Consider the following 17,433-nt stretch of genomic DNA (forward strand, 5'->3'; position numbering starts at 1 on the left):
ACCCTAAAGAAAAAACAAATTATTCAAGGTTTTATTGAATAAATTAAAAGTCATAACTCGCCATCATATTGAAGCGGTTATCAATCCCGTTACTGCCATCAAAAGTTTCTCGTTCGCCATACACATATTCGACCCCCAAGGTAATTGGCTTGTAAGGGTTATACAGTGCATTTATCCAGCCCTGCCAAAGCTCTTTGTTTTGAGTGGTGCTATTACGTTGTAATTCGGCAAAACGGTTGTCATCTTTGGCTTTCATATAGCCATAAGCTAAGGTTGAACGAATTTGTGGTGTAAATTGATGAGTAATACCTAAAGAAATAGTGTCAAATTCATTGCTATGCATATTATTTTGATCATCTATTGCATAGCCACTGTTACTCCATAGCAAGAAACGCCCATCTCCTTTGACATGGTAATAATCGGCTTTGAGTAATGTATCGGGCGTAATTTGGTATTTACCGCCGAAGCCTACGCCCCAAGCCCACTCACTGTCATTATTGGTTCTTTTTTCAGCGGCAAAACTACGCCCCGAAAGCATCGAACCATTGGCAAATTTATGATTTAAACGCCCCACCAAAGCGGGTAAACGCATTTTGTTATCTGGATCTGTTGCAGCAGTATATTTCGGGTCTTCAACTGATACTGCAAAACTTGTATTTGCCGTTAAATTATCGCTATAGCGAACCATTGGCGATCGAAGTAAAGCACTACCTACAAATGTAGCTGCATCAATTGTTTCTGGGTAATATTCAGGTGCGATAAATGTTGACCACGTTTGACCAATGAGCCATTTATCAAACGTTAAATAAGCATGGCGTATCCGAAACTGATCCCGAGTAGCAGCCCCAAAGAAGTCCATTTCAAGTTTCCCGCCCACATCACCCGCAGCAGTTGGGGTTTTAAAATTCAACCCGAAACGTGTCACATTAACGGTACTGTGTAATTGGTCTTTTTGAGCAGATTCTTCTGGCGTATTTTCGAGTGGAACCCCACTAATATTGTTATACATGGTAGAAGCCCCCTTCATTTGATAAGAAGCATCTGCCCGTACATAACCGTATAAATTAAATTCTGCACCAGACTTAGTTAACACTTGTTTTGTAGGCTGAGCAGCTTGGGGCATTGCCGAAGTTGCTAGCTCCACTCTTTGTTGCGATAAAGATTTTTGAGCTTGCATGTTGGCTTGTAGCATAGCCCGTAGTTCTTTTACTTCTTGGCGAAGTTGTTCTATTTCAGGATCTGTTTGACCTGCAAAAGCAGAAGACACAAACAGGGTCACAGAAACTGCCAATAGGCTTTTTTGAACCGTTGTATTTAAAGCATTTATCATAAAACTTTCCTTTTTTGATCTTTAATTAGACTTAAAGATCTCGACATCCTTTTTGTTGTATACCTATCTAAAACAGGCCCTTAAACATCAGACTTTCTTCCTCAAGAAAGTCTTCCTCATATTTTTTAGACAAAACCTCCCTTAAGCAGCATTGAGGCCACTTTTTAATGTGTTATAGGTAAAGCTAGTTCTTCTAATTTTTTCGTTTTTTTATATTCTCATCCTCATTGAGAATATTTAGGTGTTAAGACAACATTCCTTTGTCTCTACTGACATTATTTTTTTGCAATAAAACCCTGATAAGTCAAAATCTGCGTATATGGCTGTACGCTCTCGAAACCAGTCTTTTGCAAAAGTTTGATATATCCTTCAGTGTTTAAGCTAAAAAAGTCTTGTGCCATACGCTCTAACATTTTCTGACATTGCTCTTCCGTCAAACCTTGATCCAAGCATAAATAACGTAGTGCTTGAAGCTGCTGTGGGTTTACACACGTCATTAAATCGTAAGTAAGTAAAACCGCTTTTTCCTTTAAGCGATCATAAATATCTTTAAAAAAAACGGGTTTTATCTCATCTGTAATAAAATGAGCCACGAGAATAGAAAGTGCAGCATCAAAGCAATTTTCCAGAGGCAAAGCCGAAGTTTCACCATGTACAAAGGTTACTTGTGAAGATTTATCTAAAAGTTCAACCTGTTCCTGAGCTTTTTGCAGCATGGTCAAAGATGGATCAACTGCTGTAAATTTCCAGTTCGGATGTCGTTTAAGTAAATATTCGAGTTCATACCCCGTACCACAGCCCACAATTAAAATATGAGCATTAGGTTTCAACAACGATTGTAAAATGGCATCCACCTGTTGATGGATAACTTCATAACCTGGAATTAATTTACGAATATGTTCGTCATATCCTTCGACTACCTTTGGGTTATTAAAGTCTTTTGCCATTTTACTTATCCTCTATTTAAACTGCCTTTCAACTTATAGTTTGCTGCACTTTGAATGGGCTTACGACTTCTTTAGTCAAACACATTCCCAGTTAAATTAAGTTCAGCTCGCATAATTTCCTGCAATTTAAACTTTTGTGCTTTGCCCGAAGCAGTCATTGGAAACTCATTAAAGAATCGGACATAGCGCGGCACTTTATTATGAGAAATGTGCTCTTTGCAGAATTGGCGAATGCTGTCTTCATCAATTTGATGATGTTCATGCAAAATAATGCAAGCACAGAGTTCTTCGCCATATCTCGCATCTGGTAAACCAATCACCTGCACATCGCTCACATCTGGATGAGTGTATAAAAAGTCTTCAATTTCTTTTGGAAAGAGATTTTCCCCACCGCGAATCACCACATCTTTAATACGGCCTTTAATTTTAATAAAACCGTCTTGATCCATTTCGGCAATATCACCTGTATGCATCCAGCCAGCAGCATCAATGACCTCTTTGGTCTTTTCTTCTTCGCCCCAATAGCCAGCCATCACTGAATAACCGCGAACGCATAGCTCACCTAAAGTGCCTTGCGGAACAATCTGCCCTTCTAAATCGACAATTTTAATTTCAACATGCGGATGAACATGTCCAACTGTGCTTACTCGTTTATCAATCGAATCATTTACCGAGCTTTGCACACTCACTGGCGAGGTTTCAGTCATACCATAACAAATGGTGATTTCAGACATATGCATTCGGTCTATGACACGTTGCATAATTTCACGTGGACAAGGGCTACCTGCCATAATTCCTGTTCTTAAGCTCGACAGGTCAAATTCATTAAACTGTTCATGTTCTAAGGTGGCAATAAACATGGTTGGCACGCCATAAGCTGCAGTACAGCGTTCTTGATGAATCGCTTTTAAAGTTTCTAAAGGATTAAATACCGCCGATGGATAAACCATGGTTGAACCATGCGTAACGCATGCTAAATTCCCCATGACCATGCCAAAACAATGAAACAACGGCACAGAAATACAGACTTTATCTTGAGGTGTAAGGCGAATGCCTTCACCGACAAAATAACCATTATTTAAAATATTATGATGGGTCAACATGGTCCCTTTAGGGTTACCTGTTGTACCTGAAGTAAATTGAATATTAATGGTTTCATCAAACTGGAGCTGCTTGGTTAATCGTTTTAATTGTTCAAGTTGCTCAGAAGTTGGTGTAGTGACTAAATCACTAAAGCGATAAATACCCGTATGTTGTTGGTCATCAATTTTAATGACAAATTTTAAATGCGGCAGTCGCGCTGAACTGAGCACTTTATCTGGGCTATTGGTTAATTCAGGGGCAATTTTTGTGAGTAATTCTTGGTAATCAGTCGTTTTGAATTGAGAAGCAATAATCAATCCTTTGCATGAGACTTTATTCAACACATATTCAAGTTCATGGCTCTTATAAGCTGTATTTAGGTTAACTAAAATAATCCCTGCTTTAAAGGCTGCAAACTGCGTAATGGTCCATTCCACACAGTTAGGCGACCAGATGGCTAATCGATCTCCTTTTTTTAATCCCAATTTTAAAAGGCTACACGCAAAAGCATTTACTTCATCCTGCAAAGCTTTATAGGTTAATCGTCTGTTTTGGTGGAAACTGACGATCGCTTCCTTTTCTGCATATTGCCGACAGGCCTGATCGAATTTTTCACCAATGGTCATACCCAATAAGGGCTGTGTGCTTGGTCCCGAGGCGTAGCTTAACCGTTCTTGTTGCATTGAATCATTCTCCTTGATTCTTCTAATTCTCTTCTTACCTGATCTAATTGTTGTTACTGCAACTACTTTTCCAAACTACTTATTTTGTGTTGTTTTACTCTTTATATGCCCTATTTCTTCTGCACAGCGTCCACACAAAAGTCAGCAATCTGTTTTGAAAAATAGTCTTTGTGCGCATGATCAAACTTTGTATTTTGAGCTGGGTCTAGGGGTTCAACCACCACATAAGTCATAGCACCGACTACACAAAGTGCTGCTGTGTTTAAATCATCCAAGACAAACTCACCACTTGCATTTCCATCTGCAAGTATTTTTTTAATACTTTGTTTAATCAATTGCTTCACACGAAAACGCTCATGTTCAACCGTTGAATCGACGGGTTCAAACATAAGTGAATATGCAAGCTGAGGACTATTCAGTGCCCGTTTTACAAAGGTTGCCACCGCCTTGTGTAATTTCTGCTTTGCCGATAAATCACTTTCGGTAATCGTATCGATGACCAATAGTTCTGTATTAATAGCCTCGGACAAAACTTCAATCAGCACTTGGCTTTTATTATCAAAGTAGCGATAAACCAGCCCACTAGATACACCCGCTTGCTCTGCAATTGTTTGTATTTGCGCGTCTTTAAATCCTCCCTCTGAAATTATTTTTCTGGCTGAATTCAAAATCGATTTACGATTTTGCTCCATCCTCTCTTGCATTAAAGATGATCGTTTATAGCTCATAATTTATTCTCTAACAAATAAAATGAATTGTAAATCATTTTATGAATCCGTATTCACTTTTTCAAAAAATCATTGTATGGTAATTATCAAATACCCACAAAATATTTTATGGACAACAAATATAACCAATAGGATGAAGATATCATGAACCTACGCAGCTTGAATTTCGGTCTAGATGAAACTTTAATTGCACTTCAAGATTCAGTAGCGGCATTTTGTGCAAAGGAAATTGCACCTATTGCCCAACAAGTTGATCAAGACAATAAATTCCCTGCACACCTCTGGAAAAAGTTCGGAGATATGGGCCTTTTAGGCATGACGGTTTCTGAAGAATATGGCGGTGCCAATATGGGTTATTTAGCTCATATTATTGCTATGCAAGAAATTTCCCGTGCTTCGGCAGCCATTGGTTTGTCATACGGTGCTCATTCTAATTTATGTGTAAACCAGATTAACCGTAACGGTAACGAACAGCAAAAACAAAAGTATTTACCAAAACTGATTTCTGGCGAATATGTGGGTGCTCTTGCAATGTCTGAACCGAATGCGGGTTCTGATGTGGTCAGCATGAAATTACGTGCTGTACAAAAAGGTGATCACTTCGTTTTAAACGGTTCAAAAATGTGGATCACTAACGGCGGTGATGCAGATGTACTCGTGGTTTATGCTAAAACTGACCCGCAAGCTGGCGCGAAAGGCATGACCGCTTTCTTAATTGAAAAAGGCATGAAAGGCTTTAGTCACGGTAACCATTTAGACAAACTCGGTATGCGTGGCTCTAACACTTACCCGCTGTTCTTTGACAATGTAGAAGTACCTGCTGAAAACGTACTCGGCGGTGTCGGTAACGGTACAAAAGTACTCATGAGTGGTTTGGACTATGAACGTGCAGTTTTAAGTGCCGGACCTTTAGGTATTATGGATGCCTGTTTAGATGTGGTCATTCCATACTTACACCAACGTGAACAGTTTGGTCAGGCTTTAGGTGAATTCCAGCTCATGCAAGGCAAACTTGCCGATATGTATTCAACTTGGTTGGCATGTAAAGCTCTTGTCTATGCTGTTGGTGCTGCATGTGACAAAGCTGACCATGACCGCAGCCTACGTAAAGATGCTGCAAGTGCCATTTTATATGCTGCTGAAAAAGCAACATGGATGGCTGGTGAAGCAATCCAGACTTTAGGCGGTAATGGTTATATCAATGAATTCCCTGCTGGACGTTTATGGCGCGATGCAAAACTTTATGAAATTGGTGCCGGAACTTCTGAAATTCGCCGCATGCTGATTGGCCGCGAACTTTTCAATGAAACCAAATAATAATTATAAATAAGGACGCATCTTATGAACCAATTACAAAGCAAGATTAATGTTCGAAGTGAAGACTTCAAAACAAACCAGCAAGCCATGCAAACATTGGTCACAGATCTAAAACAAGTTGCCCAGCGTATTGCTTTAGGCGGCGGTGAAAATGCCCGTCAAAAACATTTGGCTAGAGGTAAACTTTTACCTCGTGAACGTATTGATCAACTCATTGATGTCGGTACGGCATTTTTAGAAATTGGTCAGTTGGCAGCGTACAACGTTTATGAAGATGATGTTCCTGCTGCGGGTGTAATTGCGGGTATTGGTCAAGTCAACGGCATCACTTGCATGATCGTTGCCAACGATGCAACAGTAAAAGGTGGAACATACTATCCCCTTACAGTTAAAAAGCATTTACGCGCACAAGAAATTGCTGAACAAAATCACTTGCCTTGTATTTATTTGGTGGACTCAGGCGGTGCCTATTTGCCAATGCAAGATGAGGTTTTCCCAGACCGCGATCACTTCGGGCGTATTTTCTATAATCAGGCACGCATGTCGAGTCTAGGTATTGCCCAAATTGCTGTGGTGATGGGGAGCTGTACCGCAGGTGGTGCATATGTGCCTGCTATGTCTGATGAAACCATTATTGTCCGTAACCAAGGTACGATTTTCTTAGGTGGCCCTCCTTTGGTAAAAGCTGCAACTGGCGAAGTGGTGAGCAGTGAAGATTTAGGCGGTGGCGATGTACACACACGTCTTTCAGGCGTGGCTGACCATTTAGCCGAAAATGATGAACATGCAATTGCGATTGCACGAAACATTGTCGCTAACTTAAATAAAAAGCCAAACGACTTAAATAAACAAGTTGATGAACCATTGTTTGATGCATCGGAACTCTATGGTGTGGTTCCAAGTGATGCACGTAAACCTTTTGATGTACGTGAAGTGATTGCCCGTATTGTAGACGGCTCGCGTTTTGATGAGTTCAAAGCACGCTTTGGTTCAACACTCATTACCGGTTTCGCTTCACTCTATGGTATGCCAGTCGGCATTATTGCCAATAACGGAATTTTATTTTCCGAGTCCGCACAAAAAGGCGCGCATTTTATTGAGCTATGCACACAGCGCAATATTCCATTGTTATTCCTACAAAACATTACGGGCTTTATGGTTGGCCGCCAGTATGAAAATGAAGGAATTGCTAAAAACGGCGCCAAATTGGTTATGGCAGTTGCCACCGCAAATGTACCAAAACTCACTTTGATTATTGGTGGTTCTTTTGGTGCAGGTAACTACGGTATGTGTGGACGTGCTTACTCACCACGCTTTTTATGGACTTGGCCGAACTCTCGTATTTCAGTCATGGGCGGCGAGCAAGCGGCAAGTGTACTCTCAACTTTAAAACGTGATCAGATTGAGCAAAAAGGTGCCGAGTGGTCAGCTCAGCAAGAAGATGAATTTAAACAACCAATTCGTGAACAGTACGAGCGTCAAGGTCATCCATATTATGCTTCTGCACGTCTTTGGGATGACGGTGTAATTGACCCAGCTCAAACTCGTCAGGTCCTTGGTTTAAGCCTCGCTGCTGCTATGAATGCTCCAATCCAGCCAACCAAATTTGGCGTGTTCCGCATGTAAGAGGTGTATATGAGCTATCAATTTTTACAACTCGAACAACAAGGTCAGGTTGCCTATGTTTGGCTGAACCGCCCTGAATTACACAATGCCTTTAATACGACAGTCATTGAAGAGTTGCATGCTTGCTTTAAGCAAATCAATACCCGTGATGATATACGTGTGGTCGTTCTAGCGGGTCGCGGCAAAAGCTTTTCGGCAGGTGCCGACCTCAATTGGATGAAACAGGCAGGTCAAGCATCTTCAGCAGAAAATGAAGCAGATGCATTAAAACTTGCACAAATGCTTGATGCACTTGCAACACTTAAGCAACCGACCATTGCTCGTGTACATGGCATTGCCTTTGGTGGCGGAATGGGTTTAGCGTCAGCGTGTGATATTTGCATTGCCAGCACGGATGCCAAGTTTGCAACATCTGAGGTTCGTTTAGGACTTGCTCCATCTACCATTAGTCCTTATGTAATTCGTGCAATTGGTGCAAGACAAGGCTCTCGTTACTTCTTAACTGCCGAGCGAATTTCAGCACGTGAAGCTAAACACATTGGTTTGGCACACGAAGTAGCAGATGCCGAAGATTTAGATAAAAAAGTTCAAGAAATTATTGATGCTCTATTACTTGGTGGCCCGCACGCTCAAGCGGCTTCAAAACAACTCATTCAAATGGTGAGCAACCAGACCATGAGCAATGACTTACTGCAACAGACAGCACATCATATTGCTCAAGTTCGTCAAGGCAGTGAGGCAAAAGAAGGTCTGAGTGCCTTTTTAAATAAGCAACAGCCTGCTTGGGTTTCTAACTCGAATAACAACAATTAAGGACGATCATCATGTTTGAAAAGATTTTAATTGCGAACCGTGGCGAGATTGCCTGCCGTGTGATTCGTACAGCTAAAAAATTAGGGATTGCAACGGTTGCCGTTTACTCAGATGCAGATGCAAACGCACAACACGTCAAACTTGCAGATGAAGCAGTTTATATTGGTCAGTCCCCTGCAACACAAAGTTATTTACAGGTTGATCGTATTATTCAAGCTGCCATTGATACAGGTAGCCAAGCGGTTCACCCGGGCTACGGATTCCTTTCTGAAAATGACCAGTTTGCGCTCGCTTGTCAACAACACAACATCTGCTTTATTGGCCCGCCAGTGGATGCCATTTTAGCGATGGGCTTAAAAGCGACCTCTAAAGCTTTAATGGAAAAAGCAGGTGTTCCTTTAACACCGGGTTATCACGGAACCAACCAAGATGCAGACTTTTTAAAACAACAGGCAGACCGAATTGGCTATCCTGTTTTAATTAAAGCCAGTGCGGGCGGCGGCGGTAAAGGCATGAGTCTGGTTGAACGCAGTGAAGATTTTCTGCATGCCTTAGCCTCTTGTAAACGTGAAGCAAAATCAAGCTTTGGCAATGATGACGTCTTAATTGAACGTTATGTGATTCAACCACGCCATATTGAAGTTCAAGTGTTTGGCGATACACATGGCAACTATGTACATTTGTTTGAACGCGACTGTTCTGTACAACGTCGCCATCAAAAAGTATTAGAAGAAGCCCCTGCACCACAAATGCGAAGCGAGAAGCTTGATGCAATGCGCCAAGCTGCAATTGATGCTGCACGTGCAGTACACTATGTCGGTGCCGGTACGGTTGAGTTTATTGTAGAACAAGACGGTACGGCGTATTTCATGGAAATGAATACCCGCCTACAAGTCGAGCACCCCGTCACTGAAATGATTACAGGTGAAGACTTGGTCGAGTGGCAACTTCGTGTGGCTTATGGTGAACCTTTACCTAAACTACAAAACGAATTGCAAATTCACGGTCACGCACTCGAAGCTCGTATTTACGCCGAAGAACCTGAAAAAGGTTTTTTACCTGCCATCGGTAAAATTGACTATTTGCGTTACCCAACTCAAAACCAATATGTGCGAGTAGACAGCGGTATTGTTGAAGGCGATGAAATCACGACGTATTACGATCCAATGATTGCCAAACTGATCGTATGGGGTAAAAACCGTGAAGCTGCGCTCATTCAAATGCAGCATGCCTTAAGCCAATTCCATGTCGATGGTTTAGGCAACAACATTGCTTTCCTTGAGAAAATTGTTCGTAGCGAATCGTTTAAACAAGCCAAGCTTGATACCAACCTGATTCAACGTGAACAAAACTTCTTGTTTAATCCTGAAGAGATCAAACCAGAACTGGTGGTGGCAGCGGCATTTATTGAGTTTTTAAGCAAACTTAACAACAACAGCTCAAGTCAAAAACAGCTTTGGCAAGCTCAACCTCTATGGCGTTTAAATATTGCTTATCAGCACAGCATTAAACTGAATTATTTAAACCAAAATATCCAAATCAAATTTGCCTCAAATGAAGATGGCTTCACCGCAGAATATAACGGCCAAAGCTACCCGATTTCAGGTCAATTGATTGATGCACATACTGCCTCTGTTCAAATTGCTGGGACTAAGCAAAAACTGTCTTTTAACCAAAGTCAGCAAGGCATTACCTTATTCCAAAATGGACAAAGCTATAAGTTTGCTTATATTCGCCAAGATTTTAATCAAACAGATAGCCAAGCCGATGAAGGCCACCTAAAAGCACCTATGCCGGGTGTGGTCACTCAAGTGTTAGTAAGCGCAAATCATAGCGTGAAGAAAGACGATATTTTAATGACGCTTGAAGCCATGAAAATGGAATATACCATTCGTGCGCCTAAAGACGGCTTAATTGTAGACTCCTATTTCCAAGTCGGTGATCAGGTCAAAGCTGGCGATGAGCTTGTGGAATTTCAGCCTGCACAGGAGGAAGTTGCATGAGTGAGTTTGTCAAAATCGTGGAGGTCGGTCCCAGAGATGGCCTCCAAAACGAAAAACAGGCTTTAACCGTTGAACAGCGTTTAAACTTTATTAATGACCTGATTAATGCAGGTCTGAAATCGATTGAAGTCGGTTCTTGCGTTTCGGCAAAATGGGTACCTCAAATGGCTCAAAGTGATGAGCTATTTAAGCAACTCCCCCAAACAACCGATGTGCAATTTAGCCTGCTCACCCCCAATATCAAAGGTTTTGAAACTGCTCAAGCAGTAGGATGCAAAGAGGTTGCGGTGTTTACCGCAGCTTCTGAAAGCTTTACCCATAAAAATATTAACTGCTCAATCGATGAGAGCTTTGAAAAATTTAGCGATGTCATGGCTGCGGCAAAAGCCCATAACATTCGTGTACGCGGTTATGTCTCTTGTATTGTCAATTGTCCCTATGAAGGCGCAATTGCCCCTGAGCAAGTGATAAAAGTTGTTAAACGACTCTATGACATGGGCTGCTATGAAGTATCTTTAGGTGAAACCATTGGTACAGCAACACCTGATCGCGTTCAAAAGGTTTGGCAAGCCTGCCTTGCTGAACTCGACAGCAAGGTTTTGGCAGGACATTTCCACAATACCTACGGCATGGCGATAGCCAATATTTATCAGTCTTTACAGCAAGGCATTCGTGTTTTTGATTCGTCCCTTGCAGGACTTGGTGGTTGCCCTTATGCCAAAGGAGCTTCGGGTAATGTATCGACCGAAGATCTATTTTATTTGCTGTCACATATGGGCTTTGAAACTGGCATTGACTTAGAAAAATTGATGCAAGCCAGCCAAAATATTAGCAATGTATTAAACCGAAAAAGCTTGTCGAATTATGCAAATGCTTATTGGCAAACTAAGTGTGCCTAGTCATCAATTAAAGTAGCTCAGCATCTGGTATAAAGCTTAATATTAGGCTGAGTACCAGATCATCCTATCTCATCTTTATCTCATTTCGTTCAGAAATTGGGACTAAGTTCCTCATGCAATTTTTTTAAAATTTATCATTTATCTCTGTATCAAATGCCCCTCTCAACAGAAGCATTCTCTACCCTATTTTTATTCTAAATCCGTATTATTCTTCATCCTTTTCTAGCTTAGTCCTTAAAAAAATTATCTCATTATTTATAAAAATAAGATGCATCCATTTCAATTCTTGGCGAAATATGTTCTTCCACCCAATCTAACCATGCACGTGTTTTAGCATCAATAAAATGACGTGAAGGCAATAAGGTATAAACCCCTATATCGGGCGAACGCCACTCTGGCAAGATATGACATAATCTTCCATTTTGAACTGCATCTAAAGCCGAAAACATCGGCAATAACGCCACGCCCATATCTTGTTGCACCACATCTAACAATAACTCAGGGTTATCTGCAATGAGTTGCCCGCCAGTATCAATTTGGTAAGACTCACCCTTTGCATTTAACAAGTGCCAATCTGGTGTAATAGATGGGTTTACCAAGCGTAAACAGGCATGGTTTTTTAAGTCTTCTGGGGACTTCGGCACACCATATTTTTCTAGATACGCAGGTGAAGCACATAAAACAGAAAAAATGGTCCCAATTCTGCGTGCAACAAACCGAGAATCTGTTAATGATTCAGTCAGATAAAGACTGACATCCACCCCTTTTGCCAATAGGTCTGGAACGTACTGTGAAGTCGTATATTCCACGGTTAGTTCAGGGTAATGCTTACAAAATTCGGCCATTACTGGAAAAACATAATGATGCCCAAAGCTTCCCATGCTTAATACGCGTAAACGCCCTTTGGGTTTAGAAGCCGTCCCTGTTACTTCTGACTCCGCTTCATCCACCATTGAAATGACTTGGCGACAGCGCTCTGCATAAGTCGCACCAATATCGGTCAGTGCCTGCTGGCGCGTGGAGCGTTGTATTAATTTTGTACCTAAGCGTGTTTCTAGCTCGCTGATAAGACGTGAAACCTGTGCTGTGGTCAGATCCATCTGCTCAGCTGCTGCTGTGAAACTCCCGCTATCAATCACTTTCAGGAATGCATGCATTGCATGCAATAGTCCACCATCGAGATTTTTGCGCATAACGTAAATATGTTTTCCTAAATTACGGATTGTTGCACCAGTTTAGTTCAACCACAATGACTAAATGTACATACATTGGCACTAATTCTTTTTAAGAAGAGGAACCGATCTTTTTTATTTCGTATGTCACTTGCTCCAAATATTCAACTGGATGTTGAAAAAAGAAAGTAGTCCGAGCTACTAAAAATTCTAAGGAGATATAAATGAATATAGCTACAAAAGTCACTCCAAATATTATTGCAACAAAGGATGTGTCACTTGAAGATAAATATGTAAGTGATAACGGTACAGCATATATGACTGGCATTCAGGCACTTGTTCGGTTGCCTCTTGCCCAAACTCGCCGTGACGCGATTAATGGTTATCATACTGCTGGTTTTATTTCTGGTTATCGCGGTTCTCCTGTTGGTAACTATGATAGTTTCCTTTGGCAAGTTCAAGGATTACTTAAATCCCATAATGTTGTATTTCAACCTGGTGTAAACGAAGACTTGGCTGCTACCGCAATTTGGGGTACGCAACAAGTTAACCTTTCAGGCCAAGGCAAATATGATGGAGTGTCTTCATGGTGGTATGGTAAAGGCCCGGGTGTTGACCGTTCAGGCGACGTACTCCGCCATGCGAACTTAGCTGGTACCTCTGAACGTGGTGGTGTCGTTGCTTTATTTGGTGATGACCACTCATGTAAATCTTCTACAATCCCTCACCAGTCTGAACATGTCATGATTGGTTGCGGTATTCCAATTTTCTACCCAACATCCGTTCAACAAATTTTAGACTTTGGTGTTCACGCCATTGCAGTTTCACGTTTTTCTGGCCTTTGGTCTTCAATGAAGCTGGTGAGTGAAATTGTAGAAACTTCTGCTTCAGTTCATGTTGACCTAGACCGTGTCACTCCAGTTATACCGGAAGATGTCAATTTCCCAGAGGGCGGCGTCAATATTCGTTGGCCAGATCACGGCATTCAGCAAGAAGAACGTCTTTATAAATATCGCTTACCTGCTGTTTTGGCCTATGCCCGCGCGAACAAAATCAATACCGTTACATGGCCTTGTGAAAATGCCCGTATTGGTATTGCCGCAAGTGGTAAAGGTTATTTAGATACCATTGAAGCCTTACGCATTTTAGGCATTGAAGATGAAACTGCTCAGCAGCTTGGGCTACGTGTTTATCAAGTTGGTCTGATTTGGCCGTTAGAACCTCAAGGCGTTCGTGAGTTTGCCGAAGGTTTGCAAGAACTGATCGTTATTGAAGAAAAACGTCCAATTATTGAAACACAAATTAAAGATGAGCTGTACTCACTGCCTGATGGCAAACGCCCACATGTGATTGGTAAAGCAACTGATGGCAAAGGCGAATGGAGTACTTCTATTGAAGAAGCACCGCTCATTGGTCACTATGAGTATCAGCCTGAACCGATTGCAAAAATGCTGGCTGCTCGCTTCTTAAAACTCGATATTCCAGAAAGCTTAAAAACACAAATCCAAAGCAGAATCGACTTACTGCTAAAAGCAGAGCAAGAATCGAAACGTGTTATTGATCTTGCTGAGCGTAAACCGTATTTCTGTAGTGGTTGCCCACATAACTCTTCAACAGTAGTTCCTGAAGGTAGCCGTGCACTAGGCGGTATTGGTTGTCACTATATTGCTGTTTCACTTGACCGTGGTACTGAAACGTTCTCTCAAATGGGCGGTGAAGGTGTAAGTTGGGTGGGTGCATCACCATTTACCAATGAAAAACACATTTTTGCTAACCTTGGTGACGGAACTTACTTCCACTCAGGTTACTTAGCAATCCGTCAGTCTATCGCTGCAAAAACCAATATTACCTACAAAATCCTCTACAACGATGCGGTCGCTATGACAGGTGGTCAGCATGTAGATGGGCATTTGAGCGTTGCACAGTTAACTCGCCAGCTCGCTGCCGAAGGTATTAAAAAACAAGTGATTGTCACTGATGAAGTTAAATTATTAAACGAAGAAGACGGCATTGCACCGGGTGTAGAAATTCGTCACCGTAATGAGCTCGATGCAGTGCAACGCGAGCTTCGTGAAGTTTCAGGTGTAACCGCTTTAATTTATGTACAAACCTGTGCCAGTGAAAAACGCCGTCGTCGTAAACGTGATGCCTACCCTGATCCGGCTGAGCGTTTATACATTAACAGTGATATTTGCGAGGGCTGTGGCGACTGCTCGAAAAAATCAAACTGCTTATCGATTGAGCCAGTAGAAACAGCTTTAGGGACTAAACGTCAAATTAACCAAAGTAGCTGTAACAAAGACTTCACTTGCGCAGAAGGGTTCTGCCCTAGTTTTGTGACTGTTCATACACGTGATATGAAACGTCCGGCTAAATTTGAAGGTATTGGTGCAGGCTGGCCAACATCACCAGTTATTCCTCAGTTATACGATGTTCCAAGTCGTATTATGGTTGGTGGTATTGGCGGTACAGGTGTTGTGACTATTGGTGCACTCCTTGGTATGGCAGCTCACCTCGAAGGTAAAGCAACACGTGTTATGGATATGGCTGGACTTGCGCAAAAAGGTGGTACGGTTTATTCATACGTACAACTTGCAGCAAGTGATGAGCAAATTTCTTCTACCAAAATTCCGGCGGGTCAATGTGAATTACTCATCGGTGCAGATGCGGTAGTGGCTGGTGGTAGCGCTGCTCTATCTCGCTTAAAAGATGATGCATTGGTTATTGTGAATGAAGACAGCACCCCTACTTCTGAGTTTATTAAATCTCGTGACTGGTATGCACCGATTAGCGATTTAATTGATCGCCTACGTGGTCGTGTTCGTCAAGGACAACTGGTTTCTCTGCCAGCCGCTCGCATTGCAACACAACTCTTAGGTGATTCAATTTATACCAACCAGTTATTACTCGGTATGGCATGGCAATCTGGTCGCATTCCATTACTGCGTGAAAGTATTGAAAAAGCAATTCGCTTAAATGGTACTGCCGTTGAAAAGAACCTCGAAGCTTTCCGTGTGGGTTGTCATCTTGCAAGTGACCCAACTTTAGCTGCACGTTTAGTTACGGCAATGCCAAAAACTAAAACTCCGCAAACTTTGGCTGAACTTGTTGAAGACCGTTCTGCTCGTCTAACAGACTATTGGAATGAAGCTTATGCAACTAAATACCGCACACTTGTCGAACTAGCAGCTAAAAAGTTACCTGAAGAATTAACAGGTACGATTGCAACTCAGTTATACAGAGTTATGGCTTATAAAGATGAATATGAAGTTGCACGTCTACTAACAGGTAAAAGCTTCAAAGAATCGATTGAAACACAGTTCGGTAAAGGCCTACGTTTAACGTATCATCTTGCTCCGCCAGCGTTACTTGGTGGCCTGAAAAATGTCCGTAAACGTGCGTTTGGTTACTGGATGCGTTTCCCGATGATGATGCTCGCTCGCTTACAATGGCTTCGTGAAACTTTCCTTGACCCATTTGCACGTCAAGAAGAACGTCAACACGAACAAGCATGGCGTGACCGTTACATCGCATTTGTTGAGGCACTTGTTGAAGCACCAGACAATCATAACTTGGCAGTTGCTGAACAAATTGCAAAATTACCAGCAGAAGTTCGTGGTTATGGGCATATCAAAATGAAAGCAATGGACGCTGCAAAACAACGTTGGGATGAACTTACCCCAACACTTGTTAAAGTTCGTAGCTAAGAAATTGCTTAAAATTTAAATCTCAAAATAAAAAAGTCATCCTTAGGGATGACTTTTTATTGACTTAAAATTTATTTAGTCATTTTACGTAAAGTTAAAATCTGCTCGCTTCGTCCAAATGGACCATACACATCATGTAAAACAGCACTGGTTAAACCAATACCATCTGAGCCATATTGCTGAACGGTTTCCAGCCCCAACCATTTACCTTGCGGATAACGGTGCATGTGAATCTGTAAATCAAGATTTGGAAAACCCCAAGTAAATTCGCCTTCTTGTCTTGGTACAATCCCGTTTGCTGTATCTATCATGCCAATCAAATGGGCAAAATCTGTCGTCGGCTGCCCTTCAACCATTTCTTTATCATTATTGAGCCAAACAATGCCTTTACCTGCGCGATGCTGATCATCCGTTTTAGTGACGAGTGTCTGGATAAAACCACCCGGCCATCTTTTCATACCTGTCCATTCGGTAAAAGTATCGGGATGATGAATTGGTTGATCTTCAAGCCCCGCAATCTCGGAACTGTCTTGAGTACACATGCGCCATGCTCTAGCCACAATACAGGTTTTACCTTGTGCTTGCATTTCAGCCTCAATCAGCTCAATGGTTTTACCGGCACGAATCACATGTGTCTTAATCGTAAATTCACCAAATGCAATCAATCCAAAAATATCAAAACTAATTCGACCAATTCGCATATCTTGTCGTGGTGAAAATTGCTCTAACTCAGCTGCGATGACACCACTTGCAGGTGCCATGTGCTGTTCATGAGGGTTCCAAGCCCCTTGTGCATGAACAGTTGAGCAATAATGAGCAATCACTTCACCTTGAGGACCAATTGTTCTATTCAGTAATTGATAATAAGCATTCATGATTTTCTTTCCTTAGTCCTTGTCCAACATCAATATTTGATGAAAATTCACGTTTTAATGCTTATGTTAACCCTCTATTTCTTTGGCTCAACTGGTTTTTCCTACCAAAAACTGATGAGTCTAAAATTACAAATTCACTGAACAAAAATTTGTTTATTGTTAAATATGAATAAAATATTAGCACCAAAAGTTATTTTAACTTATAAAAAAAAACCGCTTTATAGCAGGTTTTTTTTTACAAAAGTATTTG

At 41.5% G+C, this 17,433-nt stretch carries 12 protein-coding genes; 6 read left to right on the forward strand and 6 right to left on the reverse strand.

Going from position 1 to position 17,433, the window contains the following annotated elements; translation table 11 throughout:
* Positions 1-43: 43 nt before the first annotated feature.
* The 4 genes from AC056_RS15535 to AC056_RS15550 all read right to left on the reverse strand — a co-directional run bounded on the left by AC056_RS15535 (position 44) and on the right by AC056_RS15550 (position 4,771).
* On the reverse strand, positions 44-1,327 hold the full coding sequence (locus AC056_RS15535) for a DcaP family trimeric outer membrane transporter (protein ID WP_100291058.1): 1,284 nt from the start codon (positions 1,325-1,327) through the stop codon (positions 44-46).
* Between the two features lie 278 nt (positions 1,328-1,605).
* Positions 1,606-2,277, reverse strand: a complete 672-nt coding sequence (locus tag AC056_RS15540; protein WP_077164128.1) for a class I SAM-dependent methyltransferase — start codon at positions 2,275-2,277, stop codon at positions 1,606-1,608.
* A 71-nt stretch (positions 2,278-2,348) separates the two neighbouring features.
* Positions 2,349-4,043, reverse strand: coding sequence for an AMP-binding protein (locus AC056_RS15545; RefSeq protein WP_077164129.1), 1,695 nt, complete (start codon positions 4,041-4,043; stop codon positions 2,349-2,351).
* A gap of 110 nt (positions 4,044-4,153) precedes the next feature.
* Positions 4,154-4,771 (reverse strand): TetR/AcrR family transcriptional regulator, encoded by a 618-nt coding sequence (locus tag AC056_RS15550; protein ID WP_213033506.1) that lies wholly within the window; start codon positions 4,769-4,771, stop codon positions 4,154-4,156.
* 144 nt (positions 4,772-4,915) lie between these two features.
* Between AC056_RS15550 and AC056_RS15555 the strand changes: the two genes are divergently transcribed.
* From AC056_RS15555 to AC056_RS15575, 5 genes are read left to right on the forward strand one after another with little or no spacing between them, the layout of a single operon-like run.
* Positions 4,916-6,088: an isovaleryl-CoA dehydrogenase gene (locus tag AC056_RS15555; protein WP_077164130.1), complete on the forward strand. Its 1,173-nt coding sequence runs from the start codon at positions 4,916-4,918 to the stop codon at positions 6,086-6,088.
* Between the two features lie 24 nt (positions 6,089-6,112).
* Positions 6,113-7,714: a carboxyl transferase domain-containing protein gene (locus tag AC056_RS15560; protein WP_009390945.1), complete on the forward strand. Its 1,602-nt coding sequence runs from the start codon at positions 6,113-6,115 to the stop codon at positions 7,712-7,714.
* Between the two features lie 9 nt (positions 7,715-7,723).
* Positions 7,724-8,527, forward strand: coding sequence for an enoyl-CoA hydratase/isomerase family protein (locus tag AC056_RS15565; RefSeq protein ID WP_077164131.1), 804 nt, complete (start codon positions 7,724-7,726; stop codon positions 8,525-8,527).
* Positions 8,528-8,538: 11 nt separating this feature from the next.
* The gene (locus AC056_RS15570) at positions 8,539-10,530 is read left to right on the forward strand and encodes an acetyl/propionyl/methylcrotonyl-CoA carboxylase subunit alpha (RefSeq protein WP_077164132.1); all 1,992 of its coding nucleotides are present in this window, start codon (positions 8,539-8,541) and stop codon (positions 10,528-10,530) included.
* Entirely contained in the window at positions 10,527-11,429 is a 903-nt protein-coding gene (locus AC056_RS15575) for a hydroxymethylglutaryl-CoA lyase (protein ID WP_077164133.1), read from the forward strand. The genes AC056_RS15570 and AC056_RS15575 overlap by 4 nt, the downstream gene beginning before the upstream one ends.
* Positions 11,430-11,680: 251 nt before the next feature.
* On the opposite strand, the gene AC056_RS15580 is transcribed toward AC056_RS15575, so the two are convergent.
* The gene (locus AC056_RS15580) at positions 11,681-12,622 is read right to left on the reverse strand and encodes a LysR family transcriptional regulator (RefSeq protein ID WP_077164134.1); all 942 of its coding nucleotides are present in this window, start codon (positions 12,620-12,622) and stop codon (positions 11,681-11,683) included.
* A 203-nt stretch (positions 12,623-12,825) separates the two neighbouring features.
* Between AC056_RS15580 and AC056_RS15585 the strand changes: the two genes are divergently transcribed.
* Complete coding sequence (locus tag AC056_RS15585) at positions 12,826-16,308, forward strand: indolepyruvate ferredoxin oxidoreductase family protein (protein WP_077164135.1); 3,483 nt, start codon at positions 12,826-12,828, stop codon at positions 16,306-16,308.
* A 71-nt stretch (positions 16,309-16,379) separates the two neighbouring features.
* Here the strand turns inward: AC056_RS15585 and AC056_RS15590 are convergent, their stop codons facing one another.
* Entirely contained in the window at positions 16,380-17,183 is an 804-nt protein-coding gene (locus AC056_RS15590) for a thioesterase family protein (protein WP_077164136.1), read from the reverse strand.
* Between the last annotated feature and the right edge of the window lie 250 nt (positions 17,184-17,433).

Source organism: Acinetobacter genomosp. 33YU, assembly GCF_001990725.1.
Taxonomy (GTDB): Bacteria; Pseudomonadota; Gammaproteobacteria; order Pseudomonadales; family Moraxellaceae; genus Acinetobacter; species Acinetobacter seifertii.